13 protein-coding genes, 1 tRNA gene and 1 pseudogene are annotated in these 12,379 nt (G+C 44.8%); 11 read left to right on the top strand and 4 right to left on the bottom strand.

Features of this window, described 5'->3' with window-relative positions; all coding sequences use genetic code 11:
• Positions 1-242: 242 nt before the first annotated feature.
• On the top strand, positions 243-647 hold the full coding sequence (locus H6F63_RS14910) for a hypothetical protein (RefSeq protein WP_190638392.1): 405 nt from the start codon (positions 243-245) through the stop codon (positions 645-647).
• A 161-nt stretch (positions 648-808) separates the two neighbouring features.
• On the opposite strand, the gene H6F63_RS14905 is transcribed toward H6F63_RS14910, so the two are convergent.
• Positions 809-882, bottom strand: a tRNA-Val gene (locus H6F63_RS14905).
• Positions 883-1,088: 206 nt separating this feature from the next.
• On the opposite strand from H6F63_RS14905, the gene H6F63_RS14900 reads away from it, so the two are divergent.
• Genes H6F63_RS14900 through H6F63_RS14885 form a run of 4 tightly spaced genes read left to right on the top strand, consistent with a single transcriptional unit; the run spans position 1,089 to position 3,055 of the window.
• On the top strand, positions 1,089-1,592 hold the full coding sequence (locus H6F63_RS14900) for a DNA recombination-mediator protein A (protein WP_190421326.1): 504 nt from the start codon (positions 1,089-1,091) through the stop codon (positions 1,590-1,592).
• A gap of 31 nt (positions 1,593-1,623) precedes the next feature.
• Positions 1,624-2,040, top strand: coding sequence for an MAPEG family protein (locus tag H6F63_RS14895; RefSeq protein ID WP_190456093.1), 417 nt, complete (start codon positions 1,624-1,626; stop codon positions 2,038-2,040).
• Positions 2,041-2,061: 21 nt separating this feature from the next.
• Complete coding sequence (locus tag H6F63_RS14890) at positions 2,062-2,553, top strand: YajQ family cyclic di-GMP-binding protein (protein ID WP_190638391.1); 492 nt, start codon at positions 2,062-2,064, stop codon at positions 2,551-2,553.
• Between the two features lie 31 nt (positions 2,554-2,584).
• Positions 2,585-3,055, top strand: coding sequence for a DUF202 domain-containing protein (locus tag H6F63_RS14885; protein WP_190638390.1), 471 nt, complete (start codon positions 2,585-2,587; stop codon positions 3,053-3,055).
• A 62-nt stretch (positions 3,056-3,117) separates the two neighbouring features.
• On the opposite strand, the gene hemL is transcribed toward H6F63_RS14885, so the two are convergent.
• Positions 3,118-4,419 (bottom strand): glutamate-1-semialdehyde 2,1-aminomutase, encoded by a 1,302-nt coding sequence (gene hemL, locus H6F63_RS14880; RefSeq protein ID WP_190638389.1) that lies wholly within the window; start codon positions 4,417-4,419, stop codon positions 3,118-3,120.
• A gap of 426 nt (positions 4,420-4,845) precedes the next feature.
• Here hemL and hisIE point away from each other — a divergent pair, with 426 nt between their 5' ends.
• Positions 4,846-5,493 carry a bifunctional phosphoribosyl-AMP cyclohydrolase/phosphoribosyl-ATP diphosphatase HisIE gene (gene hisIE / locus H6F63_RS14875; RefSeq protein ID WP_190638388.1) on the top strand — a complete coding sequence of 216 codons (648 nt, stop codon included), beginning with the start codon at positions 4,846-4,848 and terminating at the stop codon, positions 5,491-5,493.
• Between the two features lie 32 nt (positions 5,494-5,525).
• Here the strand turns inward: hisIE and H6F63_RS14870 are convergent, their stop codons facing one another.
• Positions 5,526-6,788 (bottom strand): MFS transporter, encoded by a 1,263-nt coding sequence (locus H6F63_RS14870; protein WP_190638387.1) that lies wholly within the window; start codon positions 6,786-6,788, stop codon positions 5,526-5,528.
• A gap of 258 nt (positions 6,789-7,046) precedes the next feature.
• Here H6F63_RS14870 and H6F63_RS14865 point away from each other — a divergent pair, with 258 nt between their 5' ends.
• The 4 genes from H6F63_RS14865 (at position 7,047) to H6F63_RS14850 (ending at position 10,872) form a co-directional block, all read left to right on the top strand.
• Positions 7,047-7,226, top strand: a complete 180-nt coding sequence (locus tag H6F63_RS14865) for a chlorophyll a/b-binding protein (protein ID WP_190421312.1) — start codon at positions 7,047-7,049, stop codon at positions 7,224-7,226.
• 177 nt (positions 7,227-7,403) lie between these two features.
• A complete protein-coding gene (locus H6F63_RS14860; protein ID WP_199298050.1) occupies positions 7,404-8,168 on the top strand; it encodes a sucrose-phosphate phosphatase in 765 nt (254 codons plus the stop codon).
• A 149-nt stretch (positions 8,169-8,317) separates the two neighbouring features.
• On the top strand, positions 8,318-8,941 hold the full coding sequence (ruvA, locus tag H6F63_RS14855) for a Holliday junction branch migration protein RuvA (protein ID WP_190638386.1): 624 nt from the start codon (positions 8,318-8,320) through the stop codon (positions 8,939-8,941).
• Between the two features lie 278 nt (positions 8,942-9,219).
• Positions 9,220-10,872 carry an alpha-amylase family glycosyl hydrolase gene (locus H6F63_RS14850; protein ID WP_190638385.1) on the top strand — a complete coding sequence of 551 codons (1,653 nt, stop codon included), beginning with the start codon at positions 9,220-9,222 and terminating at the stop codon, positions 10,870-10,872.
• A 124-nt stretch (positions 10,873-10,996) separates the two neighbouring features.
• Here the strand turns inward: H6F63_RS14850 and H6F63_RS14845 are convergent, their stop codons facing one another.
• Positions 10,997-11,230: a hypothetical protein gene (locus H6F63_RS14845; RefSeq protein WP_190638384.1), complete on the bottom strand. Its 234-nt coding sequence runs from the start codon at positions 11,228-11,230 to the stop codon at positions 10,997-10,999.
• 485 nt (positions 11,231-11,715) lie between these two features.
• On the opposite strand from H6F63_RS14845, the pseudogene H6F63_RS14840 reads away from it, so the two are divergent.
• Positions 11,716-12,264: pseudogene (locus H6F63_RS14840) on the top strand (alpha-amylase); the annotation flags it as partial.
• Between the last annotated feature and the right edge of the window lie 115 nt (positions 12,265-12,379).

Below are 12,379 nucleotides of genomic sequence, written 5' to 3'. Positions count from 1 at the left end.
AGAGTATTTATTACATCGGCTTTTAAATGAAGGAGAGCTGGTTATTAAGTGGGGACGAAAGCTCAAAAACAAAGGTAATGCTTTTATCACAATTTAAATGCACAACAGCTTATTGCGGGAAAAACTGTCCCCCTTTATCTGCTTTAATACAAATTTGCTATAATTTTAAAATTTCTCTATCTCAGTTCTTTACGCAAGATTTCAATCTATCAACTATCCATGCTCGAAAGCTGAAGTTTGAGATGGAATATTCTAAGAAAACGCGCTCATCTCCGAGAACGCTAGATTTAAATCATATTGAAAATACCCTGAGCATCATTTTGTCCCAAGTAGAAGAACCACTACCAACAATTACAGAGATAGCGGAACAGTTGAAAATTAATAGACGAGTTCTTTCAAGGCATTTCCCTGTACTATGCCACAAAATTGTCACGAAACGCCGCCATTATATGCGTATGAGTCACTTAGCTGCTATTGAGCAGTGTTGTCAAGAAATTAAAGAGGCGATCGTCTCACTCCAGCAATCAGGAGAATACCCAAGCGAGTCCCGTGTGTGTGAACTGATTAGTAACCCCGGCTATTTTCGTTATCAGCAGGTTCGGCTACTCTATAAGCAAGAGCTTCAATCTACTCTAAGTAGCTTGTGAGCTTTCAGTGTGAATGAGGATAGTCGATCGTCTACATCTATTTTCTCGTCATTTTTTTTCAGGCATAGTTCTGCCGCTATGGTTTTCAGGCATAGCTTTGCCGGAGCGGCAAAATCAAACTTTAAATGACAACAAAAGCTGTTAAATCTAAACGAAATTAATGGACACAACTGGACTCGAACCAGTGACCCCCACGATGTCAACGTGGTGCTCTAACCAACTGAGCTATGCGTCCGTCCGACGATTTATAAATATAACACAGGCTTCAGTAAATGTGCAAGGGGAATGGAAAAAGTTAGGAGTGACGAGTTGGTAATTCAAAACTCATAACTCATAACTTTCCCCTCCTAACTTTTTAATTAGCAACAAAACCGCTGAAAGTGAATCGCAACAGTTACTAGGTCTGTTAAAATCTTATGGTCGTTCAGCTAGAAATCGTCTTTGAGCCAATCTATAGACCTACCCAAGGTCGATGCCTTAGCGCAAGAACTTGCGACAATCCAACAAACGGGTGCCAAGCGGATTGCTTTGTTGGGGTCGCGTCATGTTCCCATCACTCACCAGCATCTGATTGAGATGATGAGTTATGCCCTGGTTTTATCCGGCAATCGTCTACTCACTTCCGGTGCTACGGGAACTAATTTAGCCGCCATACGCGGTGCCATGCGTGCCGATGCTAGCCTGCTGACGGTGATTTTGCCCCAAAGTTTGGAACGTCAGCCACGGGAATCGCGAGAACAGCTAGAACAGGTGATGCACTTGGTAGAAAGTCCCGAAAATGACAATCTATCCCTCGCTGAAGCTAGCGCTCTGTGCAATCAAGAGATTGTTTCCCGGTGTCAGCAACTCATCTGTTTTGCATTTCACGACAGCCACACCCTGCTAAAAACTTGTCAGGATGCGGAAGATCAACGCAAATTGGTGACGTTGTTCTACTTTGATTAAGAGGACGGGTCGCTATCGTCTCGACAACCAAATGATAAATTTCCCTGTATCAACTGTTTTGTTGGACTGCATTGCCGCAGCCGCAGTCCTGATTTATCTACCATTTTTGGTGGTAGGCTACGCCCGTGCTAGCGTGGGGTATGACACGGCGGCACCCCGCGCCATGTTTGACAAGCTGCCTCCCTATGGACAAAGAGCTACCTGGGCGCACCAGAACTCGTTTGAAGCGTTTATGATATTCGCGGCGGCTTCCCTGATGGCTTATGTGGCGGGGGTGAATTCGTCACTGGCAGCATGGGCAGCGATCGCTTTCGTTGTAGCCAGGTTGTTATACTCTGTTTTTTATATACTGAATGTTCCGTTAGCGCGAAGTCTCATGTTCGCCATCGGCTCCCTATCCAGTGGTACCCTCATTGTATTAAGCCTGCTGCAAGCCAATAGCAATTAACAATTAACAAACAACTTTTTTATGGCTGCAACCTACTCTTTTGATATTGTCAGCGATTTCGATCGGCAAGAATTAGTTAATGCCGTAGACCAAACCGAACGGGAAATCAAAAGTCGCTTTGACCTTAAAGACACTCAAACAACCATAGAGTTAGGCGAAGAGGCTATTACAGTTAATACCGACAGCGAATTTACTTTGGATGCGGTTCACACAATTTTGCAAACCAAAGCAGCCAAGCGTAACCTGAGCTTGAAGATATTTGATTACGGCAAAACTGAATCAGCCAGTGGTAATCGCGTTCGCCAGGAAATTAAGCTGCGTAAAGGCATCAGCCAGGAAATCGCCAAACAAATCACCAAATTGATTCGAGACGAATTTAAAAAAATTCAAGGCTCCATTCAAGGCGATTCCGTGCGGGTTTCGGCGAAATCAAAAGATGAACTGCAACAAATAATTCAACGTTTGAAGCAGGAAGATTTGCCAGTTGCCCTACAATTTACTAACTATCGTTAGTACAATGCCCACGATACAGAAGTTGATGTAGATGTCGAATGGGCAGGAGCCGAAAATTGACCGACAACGAGAACACCAAGCCAACGAGCGTACCTTCCTGGCTTGGTTGCGAACTTCTATTGCGCTGATTGGATTTGGATTTGCGATCGCTCGTTTTGGTTTATTTCTGCACGAGTTACAATCAGCTGTTACAGGTCAAGATGCTATCTCCCAACCCTTCATCAGCTCCCAAAGCTTGGGTGTAGGGTTAGTAATTGCTGGCATTCTAATTATCCCATTATCAGCGTGGCGCTACAACCAGGTTTTTTGGCAAATTGAGCGGGGTAACTTTCAGCCTAACCGCCTGATTGTCTGGATAACGGCGGGAATTGTGATGATTGTGGGAGTCTTGAGCATTCCCTTCGTTCTGTGGCGACAACCATCCACTCCTAGTACCCCATCTTCCCGCCGCAGCGAACAACTTGAGAGAAGGATTTTAAACGCAAAGATACGCAGAGGCTAACTTTCTTTGCGTTCCTCTGCGATATCCTTTGCGTTACGAGAGCGTTTAAAAAGCAATCATGTCTATAGACTCGACATTACCTCACGCGCAGCTGCCAAAGTGCGGTCAATATCTTCCTCAGTGTGTGCTAAGGAAGTAAACCCAGCCTCAAACTGAGAAGGTGCTAGATAAACGCCACGTTCTAGCATCCCGCGATGGAAACGGCTAAACTTGCTCGAATCAGACTTTTTAGCATCTTCGTAGTTGTGGACTGGGCCAGAAGTGAAGAACAAGCCAAACATCCCGCTAATTTGACCGCCACAAGCAGCATGACCAGTTTCCTGGGCAATTTGCAGCAATCCATCGCTGAGCTTTTTGGTAATCCGGTCTAGATTCTCGTAGTTACCCGGTTTTTGCAGCAACTCCAGCGTCTTGATACCAGCAGTCATTGCCAGAGGATTCCCGGAAAGGGTTCCAGCTTGATACACGGGCCCTGCTGGAGCAATCATCGACATAATATCGCGCCGTCCGCCATAGGCTCCGACTGGCAAGCCACCACCGATTATTTTACCCAGCGTTGTCAAGTCGGGAGTGATGCCAAATTTTTCCTGTGCGCCACCGTAAGCAATCCGGAATCCGGTCATCACTTCGTCAAATACGAGTAATGCGCCATTTTCAGAAGTCAGCATTCGCAAGCCTTCCAAGAAACCAGCATCAGGCGTAATAAAGCCAGCGTTTCCGACGACAGGCTCTAGAATCACCCCTGCAATCTCGTTGGGGTTTTCCGCAAATAAAGCTTTGACAGCTTCCAGTTCATTGTAGGGGGCGGTGAGAGTGTTGCTGGTTGTTGCCTTGGGAACGCCGGGAGAGTCGGGTAAGCCAAGGGTAGCAACGCCCGAACCTGCTTTTACCAGGAACATATCGGCGTGACCGTGGTAGCAGCCTTCAAATTTAATTACCTTGTCCCGTCCGGTGAAAGCCCGCATCAGGCGCAGAACTGCCATACAAGCTTCTGTCCCAGAGTTGACAAAACGCACCATTTCAATACTGGGTACGGCATCAATTACCATCTCTGCCAGTACGTTTTCCAGCGCTGAAGGCGCACCAAAGCTGGTGCCTTTTTCCAGCGCTTCGTGAAGGGCGCTGATAACTTCTGGATGGGCGTGTCCACAAATCGCTGGCCCCCAGGTGCCAACGTAGTCGATGTACTGGTTGCCATCGACATCCCAAATATATGCTCCTTTTACGCGGTCAAAGACGATGGGTTGTCCTCCCACCGATTTAAATGCCCTTACAGGTGAACTAACGCCTCCTGGCATCAGATTTTGAGCGGCTGCAAATATTTCTTCTGATTTGCTAGTTTTCAAATTTGTTGAAGTAACCAATGCTATTTCCTCCGTTTGATGATAAAATCTCTGCCGCTAGATAGGCGCGAGTATTGCTCAAAAAGATTACGTTGTTAAATTATCCTACTGAGGTCAATACCAATTCATTTCCTAGGAAAGAATCAGGATTTAACCCTTAAGTATCTGCTCTCGCCTCTTTGAGGCAGCCCAAGACTTGTATCAGGCTGCGTTCAATGCGGTTCAATGGTACGCAGAAGAGTCTAAAGCTCACAAGGTGGCTCGGTAGGGGTTAGAAGTGAATCGGCAAACCTTAACAGTACCATTGGCAAATGCCTGGAACCAATTTTTGCGCCTTCTTATTAATTTAGCCAAAAATAGGGGTAATTTCTGGGGCAGCAAAATTGTGTTGAACATCTGGCGGTTGCACAATGATATCTTGTACAAGGCGAGTCTATTATTCTGAAAATGCCAGTTGAACCTTCTGCTTTAAGTCAAGCCATCCCGGTTGATAAAATCCGCTACAACGAGCAGGGACTGGTGAGTGCGATCGCGCAAGATTATCTTGATGGCACTGTGCTAATGATGGCATGGATGAATCGGGAGTCGTTACAAAAAACTCTGGAAACGGGCGAAACATGGTATTGGAGCCGTTCTCGCGGCGAGTTATGGCACAAGGGGGCAACTTCCGGTCATATTCAGAAAATACGAAGTATTCGCTATGACTGCGATAGCGATGCGCTGCTTATCAGTGTGGAACAGGTGGGAGATATTGCCTGTCACACTGGCGAACGCAGCTGTTTTCATCAAGTAGATGGCGAAAAAGTGCCGCCGCCAGCGGATACTTTATCTGAACTGTTTGCGACTATTTGCGATCGCCGCGACAATCCAACTGAAACTTCCTACACTTGCAAGCTATTTGCTGGTGGTGATAACAAGATTTTAAAAAAAATTGGTGAAGAAGCAGCTGAAGTGGTGATGGCTTGCAAGGATGATGATAAAGAAGCGATCGCAGGTGAGGTTGCTGACTTGTTTTATCACACCTTGGTTGCTTTAGCTCATCATCAGGTTGATTTGCGAGACGTATACCGCAAATTGCAAGAACGCCGCCAATAGCTTTTTTAAACCCAAAGAACCTTTGCGTTACTTTACGTTTGCCTCTGGTTCTTTGTGTTTAAAATCCGGTTAAGATACTGCAAAATCGCAATTGTAATGGCTACACTTAACGCCAAACCCAGCCAGAAACCATGCGCCACTACTGGCGGTTGATCTAATGCCCAGCCACCCAAGGGAGGGCCAATGAAATAGCCAATCGCCCAGCAAAGGGAATTTATAGAGAAGTATACGCCACGCTGAGATTCGGGGGCTAAGACTGTAATTAGGGAAGACGCAGAGGGTGTGTAGGAGACGACAGCGATCGCAAACACTCCCATTGCTAAAATTGCCCACAATAGCTGGTTAGATGCGGCTACACCTGTGAACCAAATTAAGCTGAATCCCAAAGACCAAAATAAGGCGGAAATACACAAAGCGTAGGGATGGCTCAAACGTTTAAATATTCTCACAACTGGCAACTGTAAGATAATACCTAAGGCTAGGTGCCAGGTAAATAAGGCGCTAATTGTTGTGGGTGAGAAACCTTTCCCAGATCCTACAAGCAAGAAATTGCTGAAGTACAGCGGCATTGTACTTTGGGTTTGAGAGATATAGGTGGTGAAAATGATATTAACTAAGCAAAAAATTAACAGACGGCGATCGCGTAGTGCAGATGTCCAACTGCTTAATGCTTGTTGTTCCTGTTCTCCTGGCTTGTAAGTTTCTGTGATCGCTACATAAATCACCCCAAAGAACACCACAAACGAAATCGCATCAATTACAAACAGCTCTCGATAAGCCCCAGTAGTGCTAATTAATACACCCCCCAATACAATTCCTATCCCCAAACCCAGGTTATCTGCCAGTCGCGTGATTGCATAAGCTTCATTTCGTTGTTCTCCTTGGGTCAAATCTGCTACCACTGACTCAGTAGCCGGCCAGTATAAACCCATGCCCATACCCATGAGCAAGTTACCCACAACAAAAATGTAAAAATCGTTGCTTATAGCTAATACAAGTGAAGAAACTGCCGAAACCGCGGCTGAAAGTAACAGCGTGCGCCTGCGTCCCCAAAATTGCGAATCCGCAAACGAACCGCCCAAAATGCGCCCAAGTACACCAGAAATGGAGGCACTACCCAAGCCAATACCTACTTGAGTGGCGGATAGCCCCACTTGATTCACAAAAAAGATGGGTGCGTAAAACAAAGTAAAGCCAGTGCCAACTCCTGATAAAAATCGCCCAGCCGCAAGAATCCAAACTTGAGAATTTAGCTGAGGCAACCAGGAAGATGTGGGTTTGCGAAAAAATTTCATGCCCAAAGGATAAATTAATCGAGCTTATAAAAATAATCCTGTGTACAAAAGCACGTATAGCGCATCGCTTAAATTGAGGAATTGCTTAAATTGAGCAAAATTAACTTTCTGTGGGTGATAAAGATAGTTTTAACTGCTGGCGCGATCGCTTGCAGTCTCTACCCTGAGATAGAGAACACTCTCCCCAGTCAACGTTACATTTAGTTACATAAGCATATAAAGCTTAACAAAGTAGCAAGTAGCGACGGAGTTTCCACCATGCAAGAGACAAAGACAATAACACCTCCCGTGATGGATGACCGCAACGCTTGGAGATATGGCTTCAATCCTCAAGCCGAAATTTGGAACGGGCGACTAGCTATGATTGGCTTTTTAGCCGCTGCTCTTATCGAAATCTTTTCAGGTCAAGGTTTTCTGCACTTCTGGGGCTTGATCTAGAATCAATTTTGCTTAATGTCTGGCATCATGTAACCTCAATTTCCAACCTGGGAGTGTTTTGAATACTTCCAGGCTTTTTTATTGTTAATTGACAAAGATGGATAGTGCGATTTTTACCGCACAGCACCATTAATAGCGCCTGCATAGGAAAATAATCCAAAAGTTAAATCCGTAGCCATGAGCGATGTGAACGTGAAGCCATTTCTATTTGTGACCGATTTAGACAATACTTTAGTGGGTGATGACGACGCTCTGGCAGAATTGAACCGCCACCTGAGTAAGCATCGTGAAGAATGCGGAACTAAGATTGTTTATGCCACGGGGCGATCGCCTGTTCTCTACCAGGAACTCGCAACTGAAAGAGAGTTAATAGAACCTGATGTTTTGGTTCTATCTGTGGGTACGGAAATTTATCATAACGGCAGCGATAAGCCAGATCCCGATTGGATAAAACGCCTTTCACAAAATTGGGATCGCGATCGCGTCGTTGCCACCACTGCACACTTTTCTGACCTAGTTCCCCAACCACAATCAGAACAAGGCCCCTTCAAAGCTAGTTACTTCCTCAGTCCGGAAGCCGCAGTTGAAGTTCTCCCCCAGCTTGAAGATTTATTGCAAGAGCGGGGGCTGGATGTCAAACTAGTGTATAGCAGCGGCAAGGACTTGGACATTCTACCTCGCTGCGGTAACAAAGGAGCTGCAACAGCCTTTTTGCGGGAAAACTTTGGAATCTCTCCGCTTCAAACCGTTGTCTGTGGTGATTCCGGCAACGATTTATCTATGTTTGAGTCAGGTGAAACACGGGGAATCATTGTAGGTAATGCTCAGCCAGAACTGCTGAAGTGGCATCAAGCCAATCCTTCTGACAATCGCTATTTTGCTAAAGCCTATTGTGCTGGAGGTATTCTAGAAGGTCTGAAGAACTTTGGCTTTTTAGGATAGAACTCTGCCAAAAATGCCCTCAGACTAAAGTCCGGCGCTACATAAACCAAGCCGTAGCGAGAGCAGACTGGCATCGGCTAATATTAAAAGTCCGCGCAGGCGGACTTTGTACGCGAAAGCCGCGACTTTAGTCGTCGGGATACAACCCCATGATCGCTTATCTCAAAGGAACGGTAGCTGGTATCCAGAAAAGCACCGCCAATCGCATTATTCTAATTCTGGAAGTTAATCAAATTGGATACGAACTGCAAGTCCCTCCGACCCTGGTGAATAAGTTACCAGCAGCAGGAGAAACTGTTCAAGTCTTTACGCACCAGCAAATTCGGGAAGACCAAATCATCCTGTATGGCTTCGCCTCGGCAGCTGAACGGGATCTATTTCGCGCCCTCTTAAGCGTGAGTGGCATTGGTGCCAGAGGTGCGATCGCCCTCTTAGACACTCTGGGATTGCAAGACTTAGTGCAAGCGATCGTCAATGGCAACACTCGCGCCTTAGCCAAAACTCCCGGTATCGGTGCCAAAACCGCAGAACGTCTAGCATTAGAACTCAAAACCAAACTTGCAGAATGGCGACAATCTGCTGGTGCTGCCAGTGCCGCAGTTGGGCCTCCACCTGGAATTTTAGAAGATGTGGAGATGACACTACTTGCCTTGGGATATAGCAGCAGTGAGGTTGTCCAAGCACTTTCTGCTGTGAGTCAAGACGCGCTGCTGGCTAAAAGCCAAAATGCAGAAGATTGGATCAGACACGCGATCGCGTGGTTGAGTTTGTAACATATAACCCACTAGCCCACGCAGGCTGGCTGGCTTTATTTAGCCGCGACTTCTAGTCGTCCGGCTTTTTTTTATGGCGCGATCGCTCCTTGATTTAGCCATATTCAGCATTAATAGCCAAAATCTATCCTAAATCACCTTTAGTTTCTAATACCTCTTATTCCCTAACCATTATTCCCGATAAAGCCATTTTCTATCTCAAGATTGATTCCCAAGCGAGATGAAGACGTGGAAAATACTGTTGTAGGCAATTTTTACCCGAAATTCCAGACACTTATATGGCAACTTCCATTGAATTTAATTTATTTGCCCCCTATAACAAAGGAGCCGCCTTAATAGGCGATTTTTCTAATTGGGAAGACATCCCAATGGAAAAAGATAAAGATGGTTATTTTCGTACCAAGGTTGAGTTAGAAGATGGAGTTTATCAATACAAATTCCGCGTCCAATCAAAATCATGGTTTTTTGAACCGGATCAATGGATAGACGTTGTTGACCCCTACGCGACAGATATAGATAACCCTACCCAAAACGGTGTTGTACGCATTAAAGATGGTGAAAAAATTGTCGATACCTACGTTTGGCAGCATGACGATAAACCACTGCCTGCGGATAAAGAATTAGTTATTTATGAACTGCACGTAGGCGATTTTTCCGGTGGGGAAGATGACAAATACGCCAGAGGCAAATATAAACACGTTGTTGAGAAGTTAGATTACCTCACCGACCTGGGAGTTAACGCCATTGAACTGATGCCCGTAAAAGAATATCCGGGCGATCATAGCTGGGGCTATAACCCCCGCTATTTTTTTGCCACAGAATCCAGCTATGGCACTACGGAAGACTTAAAGCATCTGATTGATGAGTGTCATGCCCGTGGAATCCGCGTCATCATGGACGGGATTTATAACCACTCAGAAGCCGAAAGTCCGCTAACACAAATTGACCACGATTATTGGTATCACCACTCGCCGCGTGACCCAGATAATAACTGGGGGCCAGAGTTTAATTACGAATTTTACGACGAAAATCTGGACACGTTCCCAGCCCGAAAATTTGCTGGTGACACTATCCGCTTTTGGATTGAAGAGTATCACATTGATGGGCTTCGTTTTGATGCTGCCCGACAAATTGCTAACTACGACTTTATGCACTGGGCAGTTCAAGAAGCCAAAAAAGCTGCTGGCATGAAACCCTTTTACTCTGTTGCCGAACACATTCCGGAAACTACCAGCATCACAAATGCAGATGGGCCGATGGATGGCTGCTGGCACGACAGCTTCTATCACTGCATTCTCGAACATATCTGCGGCGACACTTTTGATTTAGAACGCCTCAAAGATGTGATTGATTGCAAACGGCAAGGCTTTATGGGTGCCACCAATGTCGTCAATTACTTAACAAATCATGACCATAATCATGTATTAGCAGAATTAGGCGAGCGCGGCATTTTGGGAGAGGAAGCGTTTAAGCGGAGAAAGTTGGGATCTGTCATCAATATGACAGCAGTTGGAGTCCCTCTCCTCTGGATGGGTGAAGAGTTTGGCGAGTACAAGTACAAAACAACTGAACAAGCAAAGATTGATTGGACTCTACTAGGTAATGACGAAAATCGTGGTCTGTTCGAGTTTATCAAAGGCTTAATTCATCTTCGTAAAAACAATCATGCCCTCTACACCGAGAACATTGATTTCATCCATGAAAACCCTGAAGCTAAAGTATTAGCTTACAGCCGATGGAATGGTGAAGGTTCCCGTGTAGTTGTCGTAGCGAATTTCTCCGACAACTTCCTTGGTGGGTATCACGTTCCTAACTTCCCAGAAGCAGGAACATGGCACGAGTGGACGGGTAATTATGATGTTGAAGCTGGGGAAGAAGGTATTATAACTGACTTGGGATCTTACGAAGCTAAGGTGTTTGTTTGGCAGTAACTCAGCAGATGTAAATAAACAGCCGCCTGAAATAAGTTTTAATAAATTTCTTAAGGCGGCTGTGAAGATTACAATAAAAAATCTTCCACTTAATTTTACGTTTGGTTAAAATCAGCGGATGACTTTAAGCACTTTTCAGTTGCTGTCCCGGCATACTAGCTACTAAGTTCCATCCGGCGGACATTAATTTCTGGTAAGTTGCCCAGCCCTTAGAACCTCCAGGGATTTCGTAATCTGGTACAGCATATTCCGGAAAAGCTGTATAAGGTCGCCACGGCTGATTAGGTGCAGTTCGTAAGTGCAATATTTTCTCCCCACTCGTTCCCATTACAGGCAACCAGCACATTTGTTTCATCACGTCACACTCCTTAACTTCAATCAGGTAAAATTTACTTTTTAAACAAGTCGCGAGTAGACAATAAGCGCTGCAAAGCGATGAGCCAGGATGATGAAACCAACACCAATGCTAAGGGTAGAGATAAGAGGAATCCATTGTAATTTATTCATATTTCAGCTCCTTTGAGCTGATATTCTATGTCCCAATCCTCTCCATTCACTCCTCGAATCACCTCTCTCTAGAGCGTTATTTATTCTCTTTGAATAACTCTGTCTAAAGTTTTAAAAGCCTTGGTATTTATAGGACACTGCGATAATAATCCAGAGAGTAAATAATATTGTATTCATTATTACAATTTGCTTTAACTATAAGTATTTCTTTAGGTATAGCAGATGAATTATTATTAAAATTTAATTTAACTTAAAGAAATACTGTAACTTAAGTTAAAAACTTTAGGAAAAAATTGCAAGTTTTAACTTAAGTGATTTACATCAAAAAAAGGTTACATGGCAAGCTCAATTGAATTTAACTTGTTTGCTCCTCGGAACAATGTGATCGCTTTGATTGGTTCTTTCTCTGAATGGAAAGAAATACCGATGGAAAAAGGTGAGGATGGTTATTTTCGCACCAATGTACAACTGGAGGATGGTGTTTATCAATATAAATTCCGCGTCCAAACCAAAAGCCCGAATTTTGAACCGGATCAATGGGTGGATGTTATAGATCCCTACGCGACAGATGTGGATGAAGGGCGAAAACAGGGTGTAGTGCGGATAAAAGATGGCAAAAGGATAGTTGATACTTATGTCTGGCAAAACGACGATACACTTTTGCCTAATAATCACGAAATAGTCATCTATGAAATGCACGTTGCGGACTTTTCTGGCGGTGAGGACGATCCTCACAAGCGGGGGAAATATGTGGACGCGATCGCTAAATTAGATTACTTGAGCGAACTGGGAATAAATGCCATCGAATTAATGCCAGTGAACGAGTATCCTGGTGATTATAGCTGGGGCTATAAAGTCCGCCACTTCTTCGCTACAGAATCCAGCTAGGGAGCATCCCGGTTTTGTAAAACTACTATCAAGAGAGGATAATAGGTAGAGCGTCAACAGAAGTGTGAACTGCATTCGTAGGAGGAGCGGCTATGACCCCTGAACAAAAGGA

The organism is Trichocoleus sp. FACHB-40 (genome assembly GCF_014695915.1).
Lineage (GTDB): Bacteria > Cyanobacteriota > Cyanobacteriia > Cyanobacteriales > FACHB-T130 > Funiculus > Funiculus sociatus.
Note: the sequence above shows the minus strand (reverse complement) of the source record. Positions and strands in the feature narration are given on the sequence as shown.